The sequence below is a fragment of the Sphingomonas trueperi genome (genome assembly GCF_040545665.1).
Lineage (GTDB): Bacteria > Pseudomonadota > Alphaproteobacteria > Sphingomonadales > Sphingomonadaceae > Sphingomonas > Sphingomonas trueperi_B.
The window spans coordinates 579,315-603,689 of sequence record NZ_JBEPMH010000001.1 but is presented as its reverse complement, the minus strand read 5'-3'; the positions used below and the strand labels follow the sequence as shown (position 1 = coordinate 603,689).

Sequence of the window (24,375 nt, the reverse complement as noted above, 5' to 3'; positions counted from 1 at the left end):
TCGATCATGCTGATCGTTCCGCATTCGCATTGAACAGGTCCGCGTGCCGAGCGGTTCAGCCCATCGGCTGGTCGATCGAGACCGGCGGGGTGGAGAACCATTTCGGCCCAGCCTCGGTCATGTGGAAGCAATCCTCCAGCCGCACGCCGAAGCTGCCGGGAATGTAGATGCCGGGCTCGTTGGAGAAGCACATGCCGGGCGCGAGCGGCGTCTTCTCGCCGCGGACGAGGTTGACCGGCTCGTGCCCGTCGAGGCCGATGCCATGGCCGGTGCGGTGCGACAGGCCCGGCAATTTATAGTCCGGCCCATAGCCCAGCGACGCATAATAGCCGCGCACGGCATCGTCGACACTGCCCGCGGGCGCGCCGAGCTTCGCCGCGGCGAAGGCCACCTGCTGGCCTTTGGCCACCGCGTCCCACACCTTGCGCTGCTCGGCGCTTGGCGTTCCGTGGACAAAGGTGCGCGAAACGTCGGACTGGTAGCCCATCACGTTGCAGCCGCAGTCCATCAGCACGATCGCGCCGTCGCTGACCGGCGAGGGCGTCTTGGTGCCGTGCGGATAGGCGGCCCCTTCCCCGACCAGCACCATGCTGAACTCGGGATCGCCGCCCAGCTTGCGCGTCGCCGCGTCCATCAGTGCGGAGACGTCGCGCTGGCGCATGCCCTTGTCTACCCTGGCATAAACAAAGCGATAGGCGGCAATGGTGATATCGGTTGCGAGCTGCATCAGCGCCAGTTCGGCGGGGCTCTTGATCATCCGGCAGCCGCGCACGACCGGATTGGCCGAAGTCACGCGCAACCCGTTCTTCTGCAGCCCATCGACCGCGAAGAAGCGTACCGTCTCCTCGATCCCGACCGGCAGCGCGGCCAGCTTGCGGTCCTTGAGGAAGCCGGCGACGATCTTGAGCGGATCCTCGTCCTCCTGCCACACCCGCACCTCGGCCGGGATCGCCAGCGTCTCGCGGGTGCGCGGTTCCTCGAAGAAGGGCGTGACGATGCAGGGCTCGCCCTCGGCCGGCAGTATCGCGGCAGTGAGCCGCTCGCTGCGGCCCCAGCGGATGCCGGTGAAATAGACCAGGCTCGCGCCGGGCTCGATCAGCACCGCGCCGATGCCGTTCGCCTTCATGAGCGCCTGTGCCTTGGCGAGCCGCGCGCGCCGCTCCTCCGGGCCGATCGGGCGGGCATTTCCGGTCATGTCCTGCAGCTGGGCGAGGTCGGGCTCGGCCGCGCGGACGATCCCCGGCAGCCCGAGCACCGGCAGCGCCGCCATGCCCCCGATCAGGTTCCGCCGCGTCGTTGCCCAAGCCGTCATGTCACGCCCTCGCTCTTGTATTGTCGTTCGCGTAGGACGAAGCGGGCCCGGTCGGCAAGGATTTCGCGCCGGGATCGAGGAATGGATATCAGACGGATCGTCGCCATCGTGCCGCTGTTGCTGCTGCTGGGGCCCATGCTCCCGCCGGCAGCGCCGCGGCCGCCGGTGGGGCCCGCCCCCGCCTGGTGCGACCCGCGATCCGCCCCGGCGCACGGTGCCGCGGTGAGACCGACAGCGCGCCCCCGGGCTTGACCCGGGCGCAACAATCCCCTTCCCTCCCGCGACGATTCTACAGGGAGCATGTGTGGGTAAACGACTAACCTGGTTCATCCTGGCGGCGCTGCTGCTGGGCGGGCTGATCGGCTGGGGGCTGAACCTCGGCTATGGGGGTACGGACGCGGGCAAGGCGACGCTCGAATCGATCGCCTATGGCCTCGACATCCCCACCCAGATGTTCCTCCATCTCATCAAGATGATCATCGCGCCGCTGGTGGTCTCCACGCTGGTCGTCGGCATCGCGCATATGGGGGGCGGCGGCGCGATCGGGCGCGTGGGGCTGAAGGCGTTCTTCTGGTTCGTCTGCGCCAGCCTGGTGTCGCTCACCCTCGGCCTGATCCTGGTGAACCTCCTTCACCCGGGCACCGGGCTGCATCTGCCGCTGCCGCCGGCCAACGCATCGAGCGGCGTCGATCGCACCGCCTTCGATGCGGCCAAGTTCTTCACCCACATCGTGCCGACCAGCGCGATCGAGGCGATGGCGAGCAACGACATCCTCCAGTTGGTGATCTTCTCGCTGTTCTTTGGCGTCGGCATGGCGGCGGTGGGCGACAAGGCCAAGCCGCTGCTGCGCGGGTTGGAAGCTTTGGTTTCGGTGATGCTGACCGTAACCGGCTATGTGATGCTGTTCGCGCCGGTCGCGGTGTTCTGCGCCGTGGCGCGGACGCTGGCGACCAAGGGGCTGGGTGTGGTCGGCGACCTCGCCTTCTTCATGGGCAGCTTCTATATCGGCCTCGCCGCGCTCTGGGCGGTGCTGCTCGGCGCCTGCTTCCTGGTAATCGGGCCGCGCACCGGCCTGCTGTTCCGCTATCTGCGCGATCCTATCCTGCTCGGCTTCTCGACCGCCTCGTCCGAGGCCGCCTATCCGCGCACGCTCGATGCACTCGATCGCTTCGGCGTGCCGCCGCGCATCGCCAGCTTCGTGCTGCCGCTCGGCTATTCGTTCAACCTCGACGGCTCGATGATGTACATGACCTTCGCGTCGATCTTCATCGCGCAGGCCTATGGCATCCATCTCGACTGGGCGACGATGATCCAGATGCTGCTGATCCTGATGGTCACCAGCAAGGGCATTGCCGGCGTGCCGCGCGCCAGCCTGGTGGTGATCACCGGCACGCTCGCGCATTTCAACATTCCCGAGGCGGGCGTGTTGCTGATCCTCGCGGTAGACCATTTCCTCGACATGGGCCGCACCGCGACCAACGTCGTCGGCAATGCCGTGGCGGCTGCGGTGGTCGCGCGCTGGGAAGGCAAGCTGGACGAGCCTGACGAAGCCGAGCCGGCAGTGCGGCCGCTCCCTGCCGGGGGGCCGCACGATGCGGACAAGTTCGAGGATTATGCCGGGCGCTGAGCGCTCCCGGAAATTTCACGCATAGGCATAGGGCCCGCCAGCCTTCAGCGCACGCTGATAGGCCGGGCGGGCATGGATCTTCTTGAGGAACGCCGCGATGTGCGGGCGGCCTTCAAGGATGCCGGCGCGCTTGACTGCGGCTTCCATGGGAAAGCTCATCATCACGTCCGCCGCGGTGAAGGTATCGCCGGCGAACCACGGGCGCTGGGCCAGTTCGCCTTCGACATAGTCGAAATGCACCTCGGCCATCGGCCGGAACTTCTTGAGACCGAGCTTGCCGAAGAACGGCACGCGGGCGAGCACCAGCATGACCAGCAGCGGCGGCATCAGCGAGCCTTCGGCATAATGGAGGAAGTGGCGGTAGCGCAGCGCATCCTCGCGGTTGGCGGGTGCGCCGAGCTTGCCGTCCGCCTTGTCGACCAGATATTGCAGGATCGCGCCGGTTTCGGCGACCACCGTGCCGCCATCCTCGATCACCGGCGACTTGCCGAGCGGGTGCACCTTCTTCAGCTCGGGCGGGGCGAGCATCGTCGCCTTGTTGCGCTCGTAGCGCTTCACTTCATAGGGAAGCCCGAGTTCCTCCAGCAGCCACAGCACCCGCTGCGAGCGGGAATTTTCGAGATGATGGACGATGATCGTCAAGTCGGCCCCTCCGGTTGGCGCGGCGTTCGCCGTCGCTGTCTGCACAGGCCTGCAGCTTGCGCGACGGCGAAGCGCCGCGCAAGCTGCAGGGATGCCGGTCAGGCGAGCGTGCGCACCTTGGGTTCGCGATCCCAGTAGCGCTGCTTGGCCGCTTCGACGAAGCCGGCCAGATCGGTGACGCCTTCGTCGGGTTCGACGGCCGCCTTGTCGAGCAGCGGCTGGGCGGCGGCATTGGCGCCGATCGCCTTGAGATGGCCGAACGCATCCATCACCCACTGGACCGCCGCGCCCTCCTTGACGAGCTTGGCGGCGGCCTCCTCCGACAGGATCACCGCGCAGGCGTCGACCGTCACCGAGGGCTGGCCGAAGAGCTGCGCATCGGCGGCGATCTTGGATCCATCGGACAATGGCACCGCGCCGACCTTGGGGGCGATCGTCATCGCATTGCCGCCGGCGGCCTTGATCGCATCCTTGAGCGTCGCGAGCTCGCCCGCATCGGTGCCGTCGGCGATCAGGATGCCAACGGTCTTGCCTTCCAGCGTGTGGAGTTCGCGGGGCCCCCGGATGATGCGGAGCGCAGGCGACGGGTCCATGTCGAGCACCGGCGCGGCGGTCGGTGCCGCCTCGGGCAGATCCATCGCCAGCCCGTCCGCGACGCGCTGGGCCAGCGTCTCGTCGACGTTGCGCAGATTGGCCATCACCTGCACGCGGATATGCTCGAGGCTGACCTTGGACAGCTCGAACACCAGCGCCGAGGCGATATGCGCCTGCTCGGCCGGATCCATCGAGCGGAAGAACAGTCGCGCCTGGCTATAGTGATCGGCGAAGCTCTCGGGACGGATGCGCAGCTTCTGGCCCTGCTCTTCCGCCGGGAAGGTCTTGTAGCCCTTCTCGGGATCCTCGCGCGCGCCGCCTTCCTCGCCCGCCTTGGCGAGGCTGTTGGGCTCGTAATTGGCCCGGCCCTTGGGCACCGCCATCTGCATATGGCCGTCGCGCTGCTGATTCAGGAACGGACAGCCCGCTGCTTCGGCGCGGCCCTTGGCGGCGTTGATCGGCAGCTGGTGGAAATTGACCGAGCCCAGCCGCGACAGCTGCGTATCGGTATAGCTGAACAACCGGCCCTGGAGCAGCGGATCGTTGCTGAAGCCGATGCCGGGGACGACATGGCTCGGCACGAACGCGGCCTGTTCGGTTTCGGCGAAGAAATTGTCGGGATAGCGATCCAGCACCATCCGGCCGACGATCCGCACCGGCAGCACTTCCTCGGGGATCAGCTTGGTCGCATCGAGCACGTCATAGGGCTGCGCATTGGCGAAGTCCTCGTCGAACAGCTGCACGCCGAGTTCCCAGGTCGGATAATCGCCGCGCTGGATGCGCTCGAACAGGTCGCGGCGCTGGAAATCGGGATCGGCGCCGGCGATCTTCACCGTCTCGTCCCAGATCGTCGAGGCGAGCCCCGCCTTGGGCTTCCAGTGAAACTTGACGAAGGTGCTCTTTCCTTCCGCATTGATGAAGCGGAAGGTGTGGATGCCGAAGCCTTCCATCGTCGCGAAGCTGCGCGGCAGCGTGCGGTCGGACATCGCCCACATGATCATATGGGTCGATTCGGGCATCAGGCTGATGAAATCCCAGAAGGTGTCGTGCGCCGTCGCCGCCTGAGGATAGCCGCGATCGGCCTCCATCTTGGCGGCGTGGATCAGGTCGGGGAACTTGATCGCGTCCTGGATGAAGAACACGGGAATGTTGTTGCCGACCAGATCCCAATTGCCCTCGCGGGTGTAGAACTTGACCGCGAAGCCGCGCACGTCGCGCGGCGTGTCGACCGAGCCGGCGCCGCCGGCGACGGTGGAGAAGCGGACGAACACCTCGGTGCGCTGACCCTTCTTCTGGAACAGGTCGGCGACGGTGATGTCCGCTAGGCTGTCGGTCACCTCGAAATAGCCATGCGCCGCCGAGCCGCGGGCGTGGACGATGCGCTCGGGAATGCGCTCGTGATCGAAATGGTTCATCTTCTCGCGGAAGACTTCATCCTCGATCAGCACGGGGCCGCGCGCGCCCGCCTTCAGCTGGTTCTGGTTGTCGCTGATCGGCGTGCCGTGGTTGGTGGTGAGCACCGGGTGCTCGGCGTCGGTCACCTGATGGGTTTCGCCCCCGGCGGGGGCGTTGCGGCTGTTCTGATCGGTCATGGGAAATCCTCGCAAGCGTGCGAAGCTCCAACGAGCCGTGGGTCAGGCAGTTGCGCCAGCTTTGTGATCTATAACGATTTAGTCGCAGCCGGGGCGCTGGCCGTCGCGGCAGCGATCAGCGCGTGCAGCGCGGGTTGGTCATCGGGAGAGACCGCGCCCAGGCATATATAGCGGCCACGTCGGCCCTCGCCTCGCAGCAGTCCGGCCGGATCGGGAAGTGCGGCGCCTTCCGCGAAGTGCAGCAGCAGGTTGGGCGGATCGACGATCAGCCGCAGCACCGCCGCGCCGCCACCGGAGGCTGCGTAGAGGCGTGTGTGCCCCGTCCCGCATGGAGCCTCCCGCTCCACTGCCTCGGGCCATGCCGATCGCAGCATGGCCCGGGCAGCAGCGACGCGGTCGGAGAGGTCTGCCGAGAACGACGCGGCATCGCACGTCCCGGCAGGTTCCGCCAACGCGTCAGAGGGTTCCCGATCAGATATCGTCGTCGGGCTCCGGACCAGCCATCAGGCCCTCGGCAACCTGCTCGGTGCGGCCGCGGATCGCGGCTTCCAGCCGATTGCAGACCTCCGGGTTCTCGCGCAGGAAATTCTTCGAATTCTCGCGCCCCTGGCCGATGCGGATGCTGTCGTAGCTGAACCAGGCGCCCGATTTCTCGACCAGCCCCGCCTTCACGCCGAGATCGAGGATCTCGCCGATCTTGGAGATGCCCTCACCGTACATGATGTCGAATTCGACCTGCTTGAACGGCGGCGCCACCTTGTTCTTCACCACCTTGACGCGCGTCGCGTTGCCGATGATTTCGTCGCGGTCCTTGATCTGGCCGGTGCGGCGGATGTCGAGGCGGACCGAAGCATAGAACTTCAGCGCGTTGCCGCCCGTCGTCGTCTCCGGATTGCCGTACATCACGCCGATCTTCATGCGCAGCTGGTTGATGAAGATCACCATGCAGCGCGAGCGGCTGATCGAGCCGGTGAGCTTGCGCAGGCTCTGCGACATCAGGCGGGCCTGGAGGCCGACATGGCTGTCGCCCATCTCGCCTTCGATTTCGGCGCGCGGCACCAGGGCTGCGACCGAATCGACCACCAGCACGTCGATCGCGTTCGAACGGACCAGCGTGTCGACGATCTCCAGCGCCTGCTCGCCGGTATCGGGCTGCGAGACGATCAGCTCGTCGATATTGACGCCCAGCTTCTTGGCATAGACCGGGTCGAGCGCGTGCTCGGCGTCGACGAAGGCGGCGACGCCGCCATTCTTCTGCGCCTCGGCGATCACGTGCAGCGCCAGCGTCGTCTTGCCCGAGCTTTCCGGACCATAGACTTCGATCACGCGGCCGCGCGGCAGCCCGCCGACGCCGAGCGCGATGTCGAGCCCCAGCGAGCCGGTGGAGATCGCCTCGACCTGCATCGTCTCCTTCGAGCCCAGCCGCATGGCCGAGCCCTTGCCGAAGGCGCGGTCGATCTGCGCGAGGGCGGCGTCGAGCGCCTTCTGCTTGTCCGTGGGATTGGCCATATTGCCGTCGATCACCTTGAGAGATGCTGCCATTGGGAAGCCCCGTCGCTAGAGGGTTTGCACGCCGCGTTCAACACTGTTGGCATCCATGTATCGCATTTGTTCTCTTGGAACAAGAGCGGAACGCACAGGAACATTTGCGGCGACGCGCGGGGCTGGCTAGCGGTGCGGGATGACCATGATCGTCGGCCACGTCTCCGCCCTAGCCCGCTTTCCGGTGAAGTCCATGGCCGGCGAGGCCCTGTCGACCGCGGAAGTTGACTGGCAGGGCATCGAGGGCGATCGCCAATACGCCTTTATTCGTGCAGCAAACGGCACGCGCTTTCCGTGGCTTACCGCGCGCGAGGTGCCCGGCATGGTGCTCCACCGCGCCCGCTTCGCCGATCCGGCCGCCCCCAAGACGAGCGCGGTCGAGGTCGAGGCACCCGACGGCGGCATGCGCTCGCTCCACGACGCCGGGCTGCACGCTCACCTTGCCGAGGCCGCGCGCGAGCCGGTGTCGCTGATCCAGGTGGCGCGCGGCGTGTACGACTCCATGCCGATCTCGCTCCAGACCAGCGCCGGGCACCGCGCGCTGGAGACCGCGCATGGCGGCCGGATCGATCCGCGCCGCTTTCGCATCAACGTGACGATCGAGAGCGAGCTTCTGCCCGAGCAGTGGCAGGGCCTTCGCCTCGCCTTTGGCGACCCGAGCGAGGACGGCGCGATCGTGCAATGCGCCGATCCGATCCAGCGCTGCGTGCTGATCACGATCGATCCGGACACCGGCGCCAAGGACCCGACGATCCTGCGCACCGTCGCCCATCGCTTTTCGGCTTGCTACGGGCTCTATTCGGCACCGGCGCGGCCAGGGCTGATCCGGGTGAGCGATCCGGTGCGGGTGGTGGGGTAACCTCTCCAATGGTCATCCCGGCGGAAGCCGGGATCCAGACGCCACTCGAGTTCGGCAGGAGCCGAAACGGAGGCCTCAATGGATTCCGGCTTTCGCCGGAATGACGAGTGGTTGGGAGGGGCCAGAGCCCCTCCCCCAGCCGTTACTTCCCCGCCTTGCCCGTCCACTGGTCCATCCAGCCGAGCACCTCACCATACCATTGCAGCGAGTTCTTCGGCTTGAGCACCCAGTGGTTCTCATCCGGGAAGACGAGCAGCTTGGAGGGGATCTCGCGCCGCTGGAGCGCGGTGAAGGCGGCCAGCCCCTGGGTATAGGGGATGCGGAAGTCCTTCTCGCTGGTGATCACCAGCTGCGGGGTCTTCCACGCGCTGACATAGTTGACCGGGTTCCAGCGCTCGAACGCGGCAGGGTCCTCGAAATAGGCCTTGCCGCCATGTTCCCACTCGTCGAACCACAGCTCCTCGGTCTCGTACGCCATGGCGCGGGCGTCGAACACGCCGTCATGCTGGACGATGCACTTGAAGCGATCGGGCCACTGGCCCTCGATCCAGTTCATCATATAGCCGCCATAGGAGGCGCCGAGCGCGCAGGCCTTGTCGCCGTCGAGGAAGGCGAAGCGATCGGTCGCGGCGCGCAGGCCTTTCTTCAGGTCCTCGAGCGGACCGCCGCCCCAATTGTTGCGGATCGCATCGGTGAAGGCCTGGCCATAGCCGGTCGAGCCGTGGAAATCGACCGCGACCACCGCATAGCCCGCCCCGGCGAACACCGCCGGGTTCCAGCGGTAGGACCAGCTATTGCCCATGCTGCCCTGCGGCCCGCCATGGACGACGAAGGCGATCGGCGCCTTCGCCCCCGCTGCAAGGTTGGCCGGCTTGGCGACATAGCCCCAGACCGTGTCGCCATTGGCGCCGTTGAAGCTGTAGCGGGTCACTTCGGGCATGGAGATGCCGGCCAGCTTCTCCGCGTTCACCGCGGTTAGCCGCGTACTCTTCTTGCCCTTGAGCCAGTAGAAATCATCCGGCGCCGTTAGGCTGTTCATCGCATAGACGAGCCCACCCCTGGTCGGCACCACGGCCGAGACGCTGCCCTTCTCGGTCAGCCGCTCGACCTTGCCCGCCAGCGAGACGGCGAAGACCGGCTCTTCCTGCACGTCCTGCGCGGTGACGTAGATCGTCTTCGAATCGGTAGCCCAGGCGATCGAGGCGACCGAGCGGTCCCAGCCTGCGGTCAGTGCGCGCACGTCGCCGGTGGCGAGGTTGCGGAGCATCAGCACCTGGCGATCGGCCTCATAGCCCGGCCGCGCCATCGCGAACCAGGCGAGCCACTTCCCGTCGGGCGAAGGCGTCGGCAGATTGTCCATACCGCCATTGCCCTTGGTGAGGTTCACCGGCGCCGCAGAACCGTCGGCGGGGGCCGCGAAGATGTCGAGATTGGTCGAGAGCGATTCGATGCGCCCCGCCTCGCGCAGCGCGAAATAGATCGTCTTGCCGTCGGCGCTCCAGGCGACTTCCTCGCCGCCGCCCGAGGGCTTGGAGGGGGTGTCGCCGACCAACCCGCCTTCGATCGCGATGCCGTCGCCGGTCGCCCCCTGCGGACCGAATGGCAGCACGAAGAGCTGCGAGCGGGTGCCGTCCGACCATGTATCCCAATGGCGCACGAACAGCTGCTGGTAGACGCGGCCCGAGCCGGCGTTCGGATCCTTCTTCTCCATCGCCGGCGTCACCGTCGGCGCGCCGGGCTTGCGATCCGCCCAGACGAGCAGCTTGGAGCCGTCCGGCGAGACCTTGAAGCCGCTGAAACCGCCCTGGATATGGGTCATCTGGGTGGCCGTGCCGCCGGTGATCGAAACCGACCACACCGCATCCTCCCCGCCCTTGTCGGACTGGAACCACACGGTCTTGCCGTCGGCGGAAATCTGCGGCGCGGTTTCGTTGACCAGCGGCTCGGCGACCAGCTTCTCGGGCTTGGCGCCCTTGGCGGTGAGATCCAGCCGCCAAAGGTCGTAGCGGCCCTTGTTCGCGGCGAGATCGGTCTCGCGCTGCTGCCAGACGAGCCAATGGCCGTTGGGCGACACGGCGGGCGCCCCCACGCGGGAGAGGCCGACAACGTCCTGAATGGTGAGGTCTCGCGCCGAAACGGGCGCGGCGATGGCGGCGAGCGCGACGCTCGCGACGAGGAACTGCTTCATGCCGCCGACGATAGCCGGAAGGTAACGCCCGATACAATCGCCGGATTTGCGGCTCAGCGGGTGCCGGTGATCCGGGCGATCTCGCGCGCGACGATCTGCTCGACCAGCTGCGGCAGGTTCTCGTCGAGCCAGTCGCGCAGCATCGGCTTGAGCATTTCGCGGACCAGCCCCTCCAGCGTGTCCGATCCCGGCACCTGCGGCCTGACGATCAGCCGCGACAGCGCCTCGAGCTTCTCGCGGCTTGCCTCGGCGACGCGATCGGAGAGGATCGGGTCCACCGGTGCGGCGATCGGCGCGGGCGCTTCGGCGATCGGCTCGTGCAGCTCGAGCACATCCTCGTGCGGTGGCTCGACCAGCGCTTCCTCCTGCGCCGGCTCTACCTCGGGCTCGTGCACCGCGCGTAGCGGGCGGCCGCGGGCGAACGCGCCGGGCTCGTCATCGGCGATGATCCGTTTGATCGATGCGAGGATTTCCTCCATCGACGGCTCGCTGCTGGCAGTCCCCATCGCGTCCATCCTGGCCTTCGAGTGCGAACCCCCTCAATCAGGGATTGGGGCGGTCGCTGTCAACCGAACGCTGCAGCGTCGGGTCGAGCGGCGCGCCGATCACCTCGGCACTTTGCGCGGGCGTGGACCGGGTGCTGGTCGCCACCGGCTGGGGCGCCTTGTCGTCGCGCCAGTCGTTGATGCGATTGCGCACGCGGGTGTAATTGACCGCCGGATCATAGAGCAGGCGGCTGTCGAAATTGAGGTCCTTGGCCTGGGCGCGGCCCATCGACGCAAGCAGGCTGAACCCGGCAACATAGGCGTCGCGCTCGGCGGTGACGTACTGGACCTGCGAATTGAGCAGTTCCTGCTCGGCGTTCAGGATGTCGAGAATGGTGCGGGTGCCGACGCTGTTTTCCGCGCGCACGCCTTCGAGGCTGAGCTGGTTGGCCTGCACCGCGGTGCGCGACGATTCGATCACGCGCAGCGCCGCCTGGTAGCTGGCATAGGCCGAGCGGGCCTGGGCGATCACGCCGCGTTCGGTGAGCGTCACGGTCTCGATCGCGGCACCTTCGCGCGCCTGCGCCTGACGGACCTGCGCCGCCGGGCGGCCGCCCTGGAACAGCGGCAGGGACACCTGCACGCCCACCGTGGCGGTGGTTGCCGTCGGGGTAAGCCCGGCGCGACGGCCGATATCGCCGACCGAGCCGAGATAATTGAGATAGGTGCCGCCGGCGCCGACGCTCACCTGCGGCAAGCGCCCCGCCTTCGCGACGCGGGTATCGTAGCGGGAGGCATCGCGGGCGAGCTGCGCGGCTTCGAGGAACGGGTTATTGGCGAGCGCCACCTGCTCGGCGGTCTGCACGTCCTGCGGCAGGTTGGGCAGCGCCGGCGGCGGCGCGAGCACGCCCGGCGGGGTGCCGACGACCTGGATATAGGTTTCGCGGCTGCCGATCAGCTGCGCTTCGGCGCTGCGCAGCTGCGACTGGGCAAGCGCGAGGCGCGCCTCGGACTGGGCAACGTCGGTGCGGGTCAGGTCGCCCACCTGGAAGCGGTCGCGCGTCGCCTGGAGGTTCACCTCCAGGACGTGGACATTTTCCTGGTTGAGGCGGACGATCGATTCGTCGCGGATGACGTTGAGATAGGCGGTCACCGTTTGGGTGAAAATGTCCGCCTCGGCGCCGCGCAGATTGGCACGGCCGGCATTCACCCGCACCTCGGCGGCGCGCACCGAGTTGCGGATGCTGCCGCCGCTGTAAATCGGCTGCGACAGGTTGAGCCCCAGCTGCGCCTGGCGCGATGGCGTCAGCGCGGTCGCGTTGGTATTGTACAGGCTGTCATTGGCGCTGCCCGTGGCATTGAGGCCAGGCAGCCCCTGCGAGCGCGCGATCGCAACATTCTCGTCATTGGCGCGCTGGTTGGCGCGCTGGGTCTGGATGTCCGGATTGGTCGCATAGGCCTGGGCCAGCGCGTCCTGCAGCGTCGTCGTCGGCGCGGCGGTCTTGGCGCCGGGAGCCGGCACGTCCTGACGGCCGCTGGGCGCGGTTTGGGCGAACGCCGGCGCCCCGAGGGAAACGAGGCTCACACCAATGAGCAAAATGTTCAGTCGCATGAGCCCCGCTTTTAAGGTTAAAAGGTAAATTTTCTCGGTTTCTCAAAGCCCGGCAGCGTCGCCACTTCGACGTCCAGGAAGTCCGCCAGACCGAAGCCCCCCTCGGTGCGGCGGCCGAGCGCCAGCCGCGTCACGCCGCGGTCGATCACGCCCGTCACGATGCGGCCGCCGACCTTGACCTGGTCGACGATCGCCTGCGGCAGTTCCTCGACGGCACCGTCGATCACGATCAGGTCATAGGGACCACGCGCGGCCCAGCCTGCGTTGAGCGGGCCCTGGACCAGCTCGACATTGGCGGCACCGGCGAGCCCGCCGCGCGCGATCGCGACCAGCGCCGGCTCTTCCTCGAGCGCGACGACCGACGCCACCAGCGGCGAGAGCAGCGCCGCGGCATAGCCGCCGGCAGCACCCACCAGCAGGACATGGTCGCTCGACTGCAGTTCCGCCTCGGTCAGCAGCCGGCCGGTCGCCAGCGGCGAATCGTGGCGGCGGCCATTGCCGAGCGGCAGCAGCGTGTCGCGATAGGCGAGTGCGCGCTGCTCCGGCGGCAGAAACACTTCGCGCGGGACTTGTGACATCGCCGTCACCACGCGAGGATCGTTCACTGCGTTGGTACGCAGCTGGCTCGCCACCATGGCGTGGCGCATCGCTTCGAAACGGGGCGCTTCGAGGGGCGCAGGGTCGACCATAAGGGCCATCATCACTCCGCTTGTCGCACAACCGTATTAGTTGTGCAATACACTTGTTGCTGTCCCAGGGCTTCTATCGCGGAGTGCGGGGCTCGCCAAGCGAGTGCGACGTTATTTTGAAACTCTGTTGACATCACCCCCACCCCGAGGGCATTTGCCGCGCCTCACCTCCGGATGGCCCGATGGCGGAATGGTGACGCAGCGGACTGCAAATCCGTATATGCCGGTTCGATTCCGGCTCGGGCCTCCACCGGCGCCAGGCGCGCCCTTCTCCACTTCGCTGATACGAAAAGGGCGCCCGCTGCCCCGTGCAGCGGACGCCCTTTCGTCTTTGATTGCCGGGATCAACGGCCGTTGCGGCAATCGCCACCATCGACCGCGCGACCGGCCAGCGCGCCAGCGCCTGCACCGATGATCATGCCGGTGCCGCTGCGGCGATAGGAGCTGCCGCGGCCGATCTCACCGCCCAGCAGGCCACCTGCGATCGCGCCGAGGATGGTGCCCGCGGTGCCGTCGCTGCAGCGGCGATAGTTGCGACCGCGATAGGCGTAGCGCGGACGATCGTCGCGATAGTCGCGGTAGTCACGATAGTCCCGGGCATCCCGGTAGCCGTCGCGATAGTCGCGGTCATAATGGTTGTAGCCGTCGCGATAGCCCCAGTCCTGAGCGGCCGCCGGGGTCGCGGCGATCGAACCGGTCATCAGCGTGGCAGCCATGGTGGCGCCGATCAGAAACTTCTTCATGTCTTCATCTCCTCGCGGCGGCAGCGGGGGCCGCCGTCTGAAGCCTGATTCGCACAAACACGCTGTTTGCATCCTGAATGCGCTCGTTAGGCAATGTTCAGCTAATCTATTGGCCCGGATCGGGACGGCCCGCGCCCCACATGCGCGCGGAACCATGACACCTGGGAAACGTTCTTTCGGCCTATTGGAGGGAACCTTCCGCATGTACGATTTCGGCATCCGCCGCGCGCTGACCGGCTACCGCATGGCCTACCGCCCGCACGAGACCAATCCCTGCCCCGGCTGCGGCCAGTCGCACTGGATGGTCGGGCGGATGACGGCCGAGTGCGCGTTCTGTGGCACGGCCCTGCCGCTCCATCACGGCGCGGCCGGCAGCAGCGCGCTCCACGCCCGCCCTGCCCATCCGCCGCTGGCGGCCTGAACCATGACGAGCGTCGCCAACACCTCGCCGATCGAGCGAATCGCCCGCGTCATCGCCGCCGAGATGCTGAGCCCCAATGCCGAGGGTGCCGGCGAGCTCGGTCGGCCGGTGAGCGAGATCGTCGACACGATCTGGCCGCGCGAGACCGACCGGGCGATGGCGGTGTTGCGTACGCTGCGCGAGCCGACCGCGACGATGATCGAGGCCGGCCGCGCTGCCGGCGACGATCCCGCCCGCGTTTGGAGCGCGATGGTCAACGCAGCGATCGCCGAGGCGTCCGCGCTGGCGGACTAAGCCGGGTTTGTCGCGGGCATTTTGTTCGCTATGCGCTGCCCATGCATGACGCTCCGCTGACGCTTTACAATTCGCTTTCCCGTTCGATCGAGCCGTTCCAGCCGCTCGACCCCGCCAAGGGCGTCCGCGTCTATTCGTGCGGGCCGACGGTCTACAATTACGCCCATCTCGGAAACCTGCGCGCCTATGTGTTCACCGACACGCTAAGCAGGGTGCTGCGCTGGAAGGGATATCCCCTCACCCACATCATCAACATCACCGATGTCGGCCACCTGACATCGGACGCCGATGCCGGCGACGACAAGATGGAAGCGGCCGCGCGCGCCCAGGCGATGAGCATCTGGGACATCGCCGCACACTATACCGCGGCGTTCAAGCAGAACATCGCCGACCTGAACATCGCCGCACCTAGCAAATGGTCGGTGGCGACCGATCACATCCAGCAGATGATCGCCTTCGCCGAAAAGATCGCACCCGAGCATTGCTACGAGCTCGAGTCGGGCCTCTATTTCGACGTGACGACCGTGCCCGACTATGGCCGCCTCGCAGGTGCAGCCGACGATGCCGCGGAAAGCCGGATCGATCCGGTCGACGGCAAGCGCCATCCGCAGGACTTCGCGATCTGGCGCAAGTCGCCGCCGGGCGAGCAGCGCCAGATGGAATGGGATTCTCCCTGGGGGAAAGGTGCGCCCGGCTGGCACCTCGAGTGCTCGGTGATGAGCATCCAGTATCTCGGCGCGCCGTTCGACATCCACACCGGCGGCATCGACCATCGCGAGATCCACCACCCGAACGAGATCGCGCAGAACCAGGCCTATTGCGGCTGCGGCGACACCGGCGCGCATTTCTGGATGCACAACAATTTCCTGGTCGACCGACAGGGGAAGATGTCCAAGTCCAAGGGCGGGTTCACCACGCTCCAGTCGCTGATCGACGCGGGCGTGCATCCCCTCGCCTATCGCCTGCTGTGCCTGCAGGCGCAGTATCGCAGCGAGCTGGAATTCTCGGCCGAGAATCTCGCCGCGGCGCTCACCCGGCTCAAGCGGCTGGTGATGACGGTGACCGCGCTCCGTACCCGCGCCGAAGGCGAAGGTACCGCACCGGCGGCGTGGCTCGAGAAGCTCGACGCAGCCGTGTCGGATGATCTCAACACGCCCAAGGCGCTGCCGGTGCTCGACGAGATGCTGGCCGACAAGCGCACCGCGCCGGCGGATCGGCTGGCCGCGCTCGCCGAGTTCGACAAGGTTCTGGGCCTGCGGCTTTCCGAGCTGACCCGCGAGGAACTGCGCGTACAGCCCAAGGAGGCGACGATCACGCCCGAGGCGATCGCCGACCTGCTGGTCGAGCGCAAGGAAGCCCGGGTGGTGAAGGATTTCCAGCGCTCCGATCGCATCCGCGACGATCTCGTCGCGGCAGGGGTCGAGGTGATGGACGGCGACCCGCTCGGCTGGGACTGGAAGCCGGCGCTGTAGGCATCCCCGTTTCCTCCCCCGGCAGGGGGAGGTGGCGCCGCAGGCGACGGAGGGGGAGGAAGCACGACGGCCGAGAGGTTCTGGCATCCTCCCCGTCCGACCCGCTGGCGCAGGCCACCTCCCCCTGGCGGGGGATGATATGGCTGGTTCGCAAATCGCCTCTTGCCTTCCCGCCGGTACCTCCCCCACAAAACGCGACGATTTTTCGGGGGAAGCAATGCGCGGGCAAGTGTTGGGCGTGGATCGGTCGAGCGGCGAAGGCCAGATTTCGGGCGAGGACGGCAGCCGCTATGTCTTCACCCAGGAAGACTGGAGCGACAGCCGCCACCCCGTCGTCGGCGCCAAGGTCGATTTCGACGTCGACGGCAAGCGCGCCCGCCGCATCTTCCGCCTGCTCGAGGGCGGCGACCTGCCGGCCCCCACGGGCGAGCCGCGCAGCAAGATCGTCGCTGCGGTACTCGCGCTGTTCCTGGGTACGCTCGGCATCCACCGTTTCTATCTCGGCAGAACCGGGTCGGGCGTGGTGATGCTGCTGCTCACCTGCACCATCGTCGGCGCGCTGGTCACCGGCGTCTGGGCGTTCGTCGACGCGATCCGTTATCTGCTGATGAGCGATACCGAGTTCGCGCAGCGCTATCCGCGCCGCTGATCAGGCGCCGAGGAATTCGGGCACCAGTCCCCAGACCTGTTCCAGCTGGTCGCGCGTGATGCTGTAGGGCGGCATCACGTACACCGTGTTGCCGAGCGGACGGAGCAACACGCCGCGGTCGCGCGCAAAGGCCATCAGTCGCGGCGCGATCGCCGAGAGATAACCATTTTCCGGCTGCTCGATCTCCAGCGCGGCGATCGTGCCGATGCGGCGGTGACCGACCAGGCCCGGGATGTCTGCCAGCCCATCCAGCGCCGCCTGCTGCCATGCGCCCAGCTGCGCGATGCGGTCCCGCACCGGCTCTTCGCGCCAGATCGCGAGGTTGGCCACGGCAGCGGCGCAGGCGATCGGGTTGGCGGTGTAGCTGGAGGAGTGGAAGAACATCCGCGCCCGGTCCTCGGACACATGCGCCGCGAAGATCGGCGCGGTCGCCAACGTCACCGCCAGCGGGATCGCGCCGCCGGTGATGCCCTTCGAAAGGCACAGGATGTCGGGCACCACGCCCGCTTGTTCGCACGCCGTCAGCGTGCCGGTGCGGCCCCAGCCGGTCATCACCTCGTCGGCGATGAACAGCACGTCGTGGCGCGTGCAGATGGCGCGCATCTCGGCGAGTAGCGCGGGGGTATAGAAGAGCATCCCCCCTGCCCCCAGCACGAGCGGCTCGACGATGAAGGCAGCGGCACCGGCGCGGCATTCCGCTTCCAGCGCGTCGAGCGTTGCCTGCTCGGCCCCCGCGCTCGGAAAAGGAATGGTGCCGACGTCGAACAGCAGCGGCTGATAGGGCCGGTTGAACACCCCGCGCGCACCGACCGACATGCCGCCGATCGTGTCGCCGTGATAGCTGTGTTCGAGCACGAGGATGCGGCTGCGGTCCTCGCCGCGATTGTGCCAGTAGCCGAGCGCCATCTTGAGCGCGACTTCCACCGCCGTCGAGCCGCTGTCGCTGAAGAAGATATGTTCAAGCGCGTCCGGCAGGATCTTCCGCAGCCCGGCGGCGAGCGTTTCGGCCGGTTCGTGGGTCCAGCCGGCGAAGATGATCTGGTCGAGCTTGCCCGCCTGCTCGGCGATCGCCGCCATGATCCGCGGGTTGCAATGGCCGTGCGTCGTCACCCACCAGGACGAGATCGCATCGATGAAGCTGCGGCCGTCCGCGGTGTGGATCACCGCGTCGCGGGCGCGGCTGACCATCGGGATCGGCTCGCCGAGGCCATGCTGGGTGAAGGGGTGCCAGACCGAGGACATCAGGCGAAGTCCGCCAGGTCGAAGGCGTCGGCGAACGCCTGGGCGAGCGCGTCGGGCGTCAGATCGGGCAGCATCGGCAGGCGGCCGAGGCGCTTGACCTTGCCGATCTGCGCGATGGTCGCCTCGCTGTCCTCGACCGGATCGCCGACGAACGCGATGCCGTGGATCGGCACGCCGCGCGCGCGGAGTGCCTCGAGCGAGAGCAGGCTGTGGTTGATCGTGCCCAGCGCGGTGCGCGCGACCAGCACCACCGGCTTGCCCCAGCGGGCGAAGACATCGGCGTAGAGGATCTCGCGGGTCACCGGCACCAGGGCGCCGCCAGCCCCTTCCACTACCAGCGGCCCGTCGACCTCCGGCAGCGCGAGGCGATCCAGGTTGATGCGGACGCCGTCAATCTCGGCAGCCAGGTGCGGGGAGCAGGGCGTCACCAGACGATAGGCCTCGGGAAGAATATACTCGATCGGCAGGCCGGACAGCGTCGTGGTGCGCGCGCTGTCGCTGCCGTCGTCCAGGCCTGCCTGAATGGGCTTCCAGTAACGGGCGCCGAGCGCGCCGGCCAGCGCTGCGGCGAAAACGGTCTTGCCGATGCCGGTATCGGTACCGGTGACGATGAAGGTCTGGGTCATGCTGCGATGGGCTCGATTGCGGGAAGAAGCGTCGCCAGCCGCTCCGCGAGCGCGGCGATCTGGCCGAGCGACACGTTGTTGGTGATCGAGATGCGCAGGCGCGAGGTGCCCGCCGAAACGGTTGGCGGCCGGATGCCGCGGACGTCGAAGCCGCTTTCCTGCAACGCCCCCGCGACCGCCATGGTCCGCGCATCGTCGCCGAGGATCAGCGGCAGGATCTGGGTGGCGCCAGCAGGGACGCCGAGCGGCGCGAGCGCGGTTCGGGCGGCGGCGATCCGCTCTGCCAGCGCAGACCGCAGATCGTGCCCTTCCGCCACGATACGCAGCGCCGCCCGCACCGCGGCCGCCATCAGCGGCGACGGCGCAGTGGAGAAGATGAACGCGCGCCCGCGATTGACGAGAAAGTCGCGGACGATCGCCGGCCCGGTGACCAGCGCGCCCTCGCAGCCCAGCGCCTTGCCGCAGGTGTGCAGCGTAATCAGGTTCGTGGTCGGAAGGCCGTGGGCCAGCCCCTGCCCCTGCGGGCCGTATACGCCGGTCGCATGCGCCTCGTCGACGAGCAGGACCGCGCCCTCGGCCTCGGCCAGCGCGGACAGATCGGCGAGCGGCGCGACATCGCCGTCCATGCTGTAGAGGCTCTCGACCGCGATCCAAACCCGCCCTGCCCCGCCCTCGCGACGCCAGCCGGCGATCGCCTCGGCGTAGGCGGGAACATCGTTATGCCGAACGTGACGGGTTTCCGCTCGACCCAGCCGCATCCCTTCATGCGCACTGGCATGGACGAGTGCGTCGAACAGCACGAGGTCGCCGCGCTGTGGCAAGGTCGCGAGCAGCGCTGCGTTGGCCGCATAGCCGCTGGAGAAATACAGCGCCGACTCGCGCCCGAAGAGCGCTGCGGCTTCGGCCTCCAGCGCCTCGTGCTCGGCATGGTTGCCGCGCAGCAGCCGCGAGCCGCCCGAGCCAATCGGCACGCCGCGCGCCAGCGCCGCCGCCACCGCGTCGCGCAGCGCCGGCGAATCGGAAAGGCCGAGATAGTCGTTGGACGCGAAGTCCGCGCCCTCGCGTGCGATCAAGCTGCGTCCTCGGCCGCGGGCCGCCAGATCGGCAAGGTCGAGCGCCTGTGCTTCGAATGCGTACATCGCGGCGCGGCTACACCCGGCCGCGCCCGCGTGCAATCGATCTGCCTACCTTTACCCCGCGGGGGTAAGAAAACACTTGCACTAATTTACCCCAGACGGGTAAGGCGCCCGCATGACGACGTTAGCCGGTTCCAAGATCCGCCAGTTTCGCGAGGAACGCACTCTCACCCGCGCTGCCTTTGGTGCCTGGTTCGATACGCCAGGCTCGACCGTGCAGGGCTGGGAGACGGACGGCAAACGCGCCAACACCAAGGTGATGAATCAGATTGCGGCGATGGGAATCGCCGATCATGCGGATTGGCACGTCGCCGTCCGCGACGTGGAGAGTGCAATGGCAAGCTGGACCCCCGATAGCTGGACGCGCGCCGAAGCGCGCCAGATGCCGCAATATCCGGACAAGGGCGCGCTCGACGCCGCCACCCGGCAGCTGAGCAGCTATCCGCCGCTGGTCTTCGCCGGCGAGGCGCGCGGGCTCACCGCCGAGCTGGGCAAGGTCGCGCGCGGCGAGGCGTTCCTGCTACAGGGCGGCGACTGCGCCGAGAGCTTCGCCGAGTTCCACCCCAACAACATCCGCGACACCTTCCGGGTGATCCTGCAGATGGCGGTCGTACTCACCTTCGCCTCCAAGCTGCCGACGGTTAAGCTCGGCCGCATGGCCGGCCAGTTCGCCAAGCCGCGCTCGGCCGATACCGAGGTGATCGACGGCGTCGAGCTGCCCAGCTACCGCGGCGACAATGTCAACGACATCGCCTTCACCCCCGAGGCGCGGATCCCCGATCCGCAGCGGATGGTGCAGGGCTACAGCCAGTCGGCGGCGACGCTCAACCTGCTGCGCGCCTTTGCAAATGGCGGCTATGCCAATTTGCATCAGGTCCATAAGTGGACGCTCGACTTCATGGGCAAGAGCCCCTGGTCGGCAAAGTTCGCCGACGTGGCGGACCGGATCGGCGAGGCGCTCGACTTCATGGAGGCGTGCGGGATCAACCCCGATACCGTCCCGCAGCTCAAGGGCACCGACTTCTACACCAGCCACGAGGCGCTGCTGCTCCCCTATGAGCAGGCGCTGACCCGGCAGGACAGCCTGACCGGCGACTGGTACGATACGTCCGCGCACTTCCTGTGGATCGGCGACCGCACCCGCTTCGAGGGCTCGGCGCATGTCGAGTTTCTGCGCGGCATCGGCAACCCGATCGGCATGAAGTGCGGGCCGAGCCTCGAGCCCGACGCGCTGTTGCGGCTGCTCGACACGCTCAACCCGGGCCGGGTGCCGGGGCGGATGACGCTGATCACCCGCTATGGCCATGACAAGATCGAGGCGGGCCTGCCCAAGCTGGTCCGCGCGGTGAAGCGCGAGGGCCATCCGGTGGTGTGGAGCTGCGATCCGATGCACGGCAACGTCGTCAAGGCGGCGAACGGCTACAAGACGCGGCCCTTCGACCGGATCCTTGCCGAGGTGCGCGGCTTCTTCGCCGTCCACCGCGCCGAGGGCACCTTCGCCGGCGGCATCCATGCCGAGATGACCGGGCAGAATGTGACGGAATGTACCGGCGGCGCGATCGCGATCACCGAGCAGGGCCTGGCGGACCGCTACCACACGCATTGCGACCCGCGGCTCAACGCGGGTCAGAGCCTGGAACTGGCGTTCCTGCTCGCCGAAATGCTCAACGACGAAATGGCCGAGCGCCGCAAGGCCGCGGCCTGACGCCCGGCGGCGCGTTGCTCAGCGGAGCAGCGCGCCCGCCAGCGCCCACAGCCCATAGCCGAGCGCGAACACCAGCATCCACGCAAGCACCGCGCTGCCGACGATGATCGCCAGCCGAGTGCGGACCGAGAACTTTTCCTCCCCTGACGGCGCATTCCACCCCTCGACCACCGGCGGGGTGGGCTGGGGCGTCGGCAGCGGCGTCTTAGGGAAGGCGATCGGGGTCGCGGCGGGGCCGGAGACGGCGGCGCGCAGGTCCGCGTCGCTCAGCGGGGTGACAAACTCGCAGCCATAGATGCCCGCGGTGCCCCACACGACCGACGCTTCGCGCGTACCGATCCCGGCGATGCCGAGCGCGATCGCGTCGCCCACCTTGAGCTCGGCGCCTGCGACGACGCGGAAGCCGCCGTTGGACAGATCCTCGATCGTCACGTCGACCGGCGCCCAGTCCGAATCGCGCAGCGTCGCTTCGAGCTCGACGCTGTGCCGCTCGGCCCAGCGTCCGTCCTGATACAGTCGTGCCGCGATACCCATAAGCGCTCCACTGGCGTGCGTTGGGCTCCGCTTTGCACGCGCAGGCGTTGCGAGGCGGTAAACGCCGCGGAAATTATCTTAAGATTTCATGGTTAACGAAGGTTCCGCTACCTACCCGCGACAATTTTCCGGCTCCGCGGCAAAGAAGCGACACGCGGCTGCAACACGGGCCGGGCAAATGCTCCCCTGTCGACGCGTTTCGTTCCCCCTCGCGTCGACTCTCCCCGAACTAAACGGGGCAGTCCTACGGGACTGCCCCGGCCTTTTTGGGGATCAGGCGTAGAGGTCGACCACCTCCGCCCCCTCGCCCTCCGCCTCCAGCAGCAGTGTCCGGTGGCAATGGCACGGATCGCGCTCGTAGCAGAGCAACGCGCTCGGCTTCTCCGCCGCCAGCGCATGCATCTGCGCGACCTGCGCCTGCGCCTCGGGCAGCCCCAGCTGCACGTCATAGACTTCGCGCAAGGTCGCCACGTCGCCCTTCTTGGCTGCGTCGCGCCCGCGCTTGGGGGTGCCGAGCTGCTTGAGATGGACATAGTCGATGCCCACCTCGCGCAGGCTTGCGGCAAGGCTCGACTTGGAGAAGCCGGGCCGGCGCGACAGCGGCAACGCGCGCACGTCGATCACCCGCTGCACGCCCGCCCTGGTAAGCGCGGCGAGGAACTCGGCCATGGTGGTGGCTTCATAGCCAATGGTGAAGATCTTCATCGGGGCTCCTTCGCGGAGCAGAATGCACGGCGGCCGGACTTCGCCGCAATCGCAATCCGGCCATTGACCACGATCGCGAATTCCGATATTTCTGAAATTACAGAAATTGAGGAAGTGACGTGATCAGCGACCATCCCGATGCCAAGGCCTTCATCCTTCATTGGGGAGAAATGGGGACGCATTGGGGGGTGAACCGTTCGGTCGCGCAGATCCACGCGCTGCTGTACCTATCCGACGCGCCGCTGCCCGCCGAGGACATCGCCGAGGCGCTCGGCCTGGCGCGCTCGAACATCTCCACCGCGCTCAAGGAACTGATGGCCTATGCCATCGTCCGGCGCGTCCATATCGACGGCGACCGCCGCGACCATTTCGTCGCCGAGACCGACCTCTGGGAGCTGCTGCTGCGCATCTCCGCCGAGCGCAAGCGGCGCGAGATCGACCCCACGCTGACGCTGCTGGCCGAGTTGTCCGACCGGCTCGCAACGGACAAGGACGCGCCCGAGCAGCTCCGCGAGCGGATCACGCGGATGCACCAGTTCATCACCACGCTGGGCGACTGGTACGACCAGATGCGCCAGCTGCCCAAGCCAACCCTGGTCACGCTGATGAAGCTGGGCCGCCGAATTGCGACGTTCCTGCCGGGCAAGCGCGACGGATAGTCGGCCGCCGCGGCGAAAGGAGTTTCCTATGACCGAACTTTCTCCCCGTCGCCGCAAGGCGGCGATCCGGATCGCGTGCGCGCTGGCGGCCGGCCTCGCCTTCTGCCTCGCCGTCTATCTGCTGCTCACCGCCGCCAACCCCAGCGGGCTGATCAGCTTTTCCTTCCTCGTGATCCTGCCGGCTGCCGTGACCGCGTTCATCCTGGGGATCGCAGACCCGTTTCGCGAGCGCTCGCGCGCCTTCTACACGCGCAAGATTCCCGTGGCGCTGCTGGTAGCGGTAGTGTCGACCTCGGTCGTGTTTCTCTACGAGGGTATCCTCTGCATCGTGATGCTCGCACCGATCTGGTACGGGCTCAGTACGCTTGGCGGCATTCTCGCCTGGCGCTGGTTCGGGCCGCGCGAGGATGATGCAGGACAGATGCTGCGGTCCAGCGCACTGCTGCTCGTGCCGGTGCTGGCGATGCAGGCCGAGCCTTACGTCCCCCTGCCCGTCGCGGAGGCCGTCGTGCGCCGATCGATCGTGATCGCGGCGGATCCCGCAACGATCTGGCCGCTCGCCCAGGGCGTGGGGACGATCGCGCCAAGCGAAGGAACGTGGAACCTTTCGCAGGACGTGATCCGCGTGCCCCGCCCGGTCAGCGCCACGCTGGTCGGCACCGGACCCGGCGCGATCCGCCATGTCCGCTGGCAGCAGGGCCTGTCGTTCAAGGAAGTGATCACGGATTGGCAGCCGGCCAGGCGCCTCTGGTGGCGCTTCCGCTTCGACAAGGACGAGATGGAAGGCTGGAAGCTGCAGGACCGTCACCTGATGCCCGACAGCGCCTATTACCGGATCACCGATGGCGGCTATGCGCTGGAGCCGCTGTCCGACGGACGCACGCGGCTGACGCTCACCACGCGCTATCGGGTGCGTACGCCGGTCAACTGGTATGCCCGGCTGTGGGGCGAGCTGTTCCTCGGCGACGTGTCGAGCAACGTGCTGGCGGTGATCGCACGGCGGGCGGAAGCCGGAGGGGTTGCGCGATGAGCCGGGGGGACTATGTC

Annotated in this window: 24 protein-coding genes and 1 tRNA gene; 10 read left to right on the top strand and 15 right to left on the bottom strand. The window is 67.5% G+C overall.

Translation table 11 applies throughout. From position 1 onward, the window contains the following. Positions 1-55 precede the first annotated feature (55 nt). Positions 56-1,312: a M24 family metallopeptidase gene (locus tag ABIC65_RS02760; protein WP_436286693.1), complete on the bottom strand. Its 1,257-nt coding sequence runs from the start codon at positions 1,310-1,312 to the stop codon at positions 56-58. 304 nt (positions 1,313-1,616) lie between these two features. Here ABIC65_RS02760 and ABIC65_RS02755 point away from each other — a divergent pair, with 304 nt between their 5' ends. Next, positions 1,617-2,939 (top strand): dicarboxylate/amino acid:cation symporter, encoded by a 1,323-nt coding sequence (locus tag ABIC65_RS02755; protein WP_354306640.1) that lies wholly within the window; start codon positions 1,617-1,619, stop codon positions 2,937-2,939. 15 nt (positions 2,940-2,954) lie between these two features. Here the strand turns inward: ABIC65_RS02755 and ABIC65_RS02750 are convergent, their stop codons facing one another. The 4 genes from ABIC65_RS02750 to recA form a co-directional block, all read right to left on the bottom strand. After that, positions 2,955-3,581 carry a glutathione S-transferase family protein gene (locus ABIC65_RS02750; RefSeq protein WP_354306639.1) on the bottom strand — a complete coding sequence of 209 codons (627 nt, stop codon included), beginning with the start codon at positions 3,579-3,581 and terminating at the stop codon, positions 2,955-2,957. A gap of 98 nt (positions 3,582-3,679) precedes the next feature. Further along, the gene (locus ABIC65_RS02745) at positions 3,680-5,767 is read right to left on the bottom strand and encodes a catalase (protein WP_354306638.1); all 2,088 of its coding nucleotides are present in this window, start codon (positions 5,765-5,767) and stop codon (positions 3,680-3,682) included. A 68-nt stretch (positions 5,768-5,835) separates the two neighbouring features. Next, positions 5,836-6,045 carry a hypothetical protein gene (locus ABIC65_RS02740; RefSeq protein ID WP_354306637.1) on the bottom strand — a complete coding sequence of 70 codons (210 nt, stop codon included), beginning with the start codon at positions 6,043-6,045 and terminating at the stop codon, positions 5,836-5,838. A gap of 193 nt (positions 6,046-6,238) precedes the next feature. Continuing rightward, complete coding sequence (gene recA / locus ABIC65_RS02735) at positions 6,239-7,309, bottom strand: recombinase RecA (RefSeq protein ID WP_093295065.1); 1,071 nt, start codon at positions 7,307-7,309, stop codon at positions 6,239-6,241. Between the two features lie 139 nt (positions 7,310-7,448). Between recA and ABIC65_RS02730 the strand changes: the two genes are divergently transcribed. Continuing rightward, positions 7,449-8,168 (top strand): MOSC domain-containing protein, encoded by a 720-nt coding sequence (locus ABIC65_RS02730; RefSeq protein ID WP_354306636.1) that lies wholly within the window; start codon positions 7,449-7,451, stop codon positions 8,166-8,168. A gap of 142 nt (positions 8,169-8,310) precedes the next feature. Here ABIC65_RS02730 and ABIC65_RS02725 read toward each other — a convergent pair whose 3' ends face one another. Genes ABIC65_RS02725 through ABIC65_RS02710 form a run of 4 tightly spaced genes read right to left on the bottom strand, consistent with a single transcriptional unit; the run spans position 8,311 to position 13,154 of the window. Continuing rightward, entirely contained in the window at positions 8,311-10,356 is a 2,046-nt protein-coding gene (locus ABIC65_RS02725; RefSeq protein WP_354306635.1) for a S9 family peptidase, read from the bottom strand. A gap of 53 nt (positions 10,357-10,409) precedes the next feature. Beyond that, complete coding sequence (locus ABIC65_RS02720; protein ID WP_354306634.1) at positions 10,410-10,862, bottom strand: DUF2497 domain-containing protein; 453 nt, start codon at positions 10,860-10,862, stop codon at positions 10,410-10,412. A gap of 37 nt (positions 10,863-10,899) precedes the next feature. Then, on the bottom strand, positions 10,900-12,453 hold the full coding sequence (locus tag ABIC65_RS02715) for a TolC family outer membrane protein (protein WP_354306633.1): 1,554 nt from the start codon (positions 12,451-12,453) through the stop codon (positions 10,900-10,902). Positions 12,454-12,470: 17 nt separating this feature from the next. Continuing rightward, positions 12,471-13,154, bottom strand: coding sequence for a protein-L-isoaspartate O-methyltransferase family protein (locus ABIC65_RS02710; protein ID WP_354306632.1), 684 nt, complete (start codon positions 13,152-13,154; stop codon positions 12,471-12,473). 164 nt (positions 13,155-13,318) lie between these two features. On the opposite strand from ABIC65_RS02710, the gene ABIC65_RS02705 reads away from it, so the two are divergent. Beyond that, positions 13,319-13,392, top strand: a tRNA-Cys gene (locus tag ABIC65_RS02705). A 94-nt stretch (positions 13,393-13,486) separates the two neighbouring features. Here ABIC65_RS02705 and ABIC65_RS02700 read toward each other — a convergent pair. Next, positions 13,487-13,885 carry a glycine zipper 2TM domain-containing protein gene (locus tag ABIC65_RS02700; RefSeq protein WP_354306631.1) on the bottom strand — a complete coding sequence of 133 codons (399 nt, stop codon included), beginning with the start codon at positions 13,883-13,885 and terminating at the stop codon, positions 13,487-13,489. 184 nt (positions 13,886-14,069) lie between these two features. On the opposite strand from ABIC65_RS02700, the gene ABIC65_RS02695 reads away from it, so the two are divergent. The 4 genes from ABIC65_RS02695 to ABIC65_RS02680 all read left to right on the top strand — a co-directional run bounded on the left by ABIC65_RS02695 (position 14,070) and on the right by ABIC65_RS02680 (position 16,721). Then, entirely contained in the window at positions 14,070-14,306 is a 237-nt protein-coding gene (locus tag ABIC65_RS02695) for a hypothetical protein (RefSeq protein ID WP_354306630.1), read from the top strand. A 3-nt stretch (positions 14,307-14,309) separates the two neighbouring features. After that, entirely contained in the window at positions 14,310-14,600 is a 291-nt protein-coding gene (locus ABIC65_RS02690) for a hypothetical protein (protein ID WP_354306629.1), read from the top strand. 41 nt (positions 14,601-14,641) lie between these two features. Next, a complete protein-coding gene (gene cysS / locus ABIC65_RS02685) occupies positions 14,642-16,072 on the top strand; it encodes a cysteine--tRNA ligase (RefSeq protein WP_354306628.1) in 1,431 nt (476 codons plus the stop codon). A gap of 217 nt (positions 16,073-16,289) precedes the next feature. Then, complete coding sequence (locus tag ABIC65_RS02680; protein ID WP_354306627.1) at positions 16,290-16,721, top strand: TM2 domain-containing protein; 432 nt, start codon at positions 16,290-16,292, stop codon at positions 16,719-16,721. On the opposite strand, the gene ABIC65_RS02675 is transcribed toward ABIC65_RS02680, so the two are convergent. Genes ABIC65_RS02675 through ABIC65_RS02665 form a run of 3 tightly spaced genes read right to left on the bottom strand, consistent with a single transcriptional unit; the run spans position 16,722 to position 19,728 of the window. Then, positions 16,722-17,963 (bottom strand): adenosylmethionine--8-amino-7-oxononanoate transaminase, encoded by a 1,242-nt coding sequence (locus ABIC65_RS02675; protein ID WP_354306626.1) that lies wholly within the window; start codon positions 17,961-17,963, stop codon positions 16,722-16,724. It abuts the gene before it with no gap. Continuing rightward, a complete protein-coding gene (bioD, locus tag ABIC65_RS02670; RefSeq protein ID WP_354306625.1) occupies positions 17,963-18,589 on the bottom strand; it encodes a dethiobiotin synthase in 627 nt (208 codons plus the stop codon). Before bioD ends, ABIC65_RS02675 begins: the two co-directional genes overlap by 1 nt. Then, the gene (locus ABIC65_RS02665; protein WP_354306624.1) at positions 18,586-19,728 is read right to left on the bottom strand and encodes an 8-amino-7-oxononanoate synthase; all 1,143 of its coding nucleotides are present in this window, start codon (positions 19,726-19,728) and stop codon (positions 18,586-18,588) included. The genes bioD and ABIC65_RS02665 overlap by 4 nt, the downstream gene beginning before the upstream one ends. A gap of 331 nt (positions 19,729-20,059) precedes the next feature. On the opposite strand from ABIC65_RS02665, the gene ABIC65_RS02660 reads away from it, so the two are divergent. Beyond that, on the top strand, positions 20,060-21,430 hold the full coding sequence (locus ABIC65_RS02660; RefSeq protein WP_354307763.1) for a class II 3-deoxy-7-phosphoheptulonate synthase: 1,371 nt from the start codon (positions 20,060-20,062) through the stop codon (positions 21,428-21,430). 18 nt (positions 21,431-21,448) lie between these two features. Here the strand turns inward: ABIC65_RS02660 and ABIC65_RS02655 are convergent, their stop codons facing one another. Both ABIC65_RS02655 and ABIC65_RS02650 read right to left on the bottom strand, forming a co-directional pair. Further along, positions 21,449-21,964, bottom strand: coding sequence for a PilZ domain-containing protein (locus tag ABIC65_RS02655; RefSeq protein WP_354306623.1), 516 nt, complete (start codon positions 21,962-21,964; stop codon positions 21,449-21,451). A gap of 273 nt (positions 21,965-22,237) precedes the next feature. Further along, a complete protein-coding gene (locus ABIC65_RS02650) occupies positions 22,238-22,669 on the bottom strand; it encodes a DUF488 domain-containing protein (protein ID WP_354306622.1) in 432 nt (143 codons plus the stop codon). A gap of 119 nt (positions 22,670-22,788) precedes the next feature. On the opposite strand from ABIC65_RS02650, the gene ABIC65_RS02645 reads away from it, so the two are divergent. Together ABIC65_RS02645 and ABIC65_RS02640 are read left to right on the top strand one after the other, a co-directional pair. Further along, the gene (locus ABIC65_RS02645; RefSeq protein WP_354306621.1) at positions 22,789-23,328 is read left to right on the top strand and encodes a GbsR/MarR family transcriptional regulator; all 540 of its coding nucleotides are present in this window, start codon (positions 22,789-22,791) and stop codon (positions 23,326-23,328) included. A gap of 28 nt (positions 23,329-23,356) precedes the next feature. Continuing rightward, entirely contained in the window at positions 23,357-24,358 is a 1,002-nt protein-coding gene (locus ABIC65_RS02640; RefSeq protein WP_354306620.1) for an SRPBCC family protein, read from the top strand. The last annotated feature ends 17 nt before the right edge of the window (positions 24,359-24,375 follow it).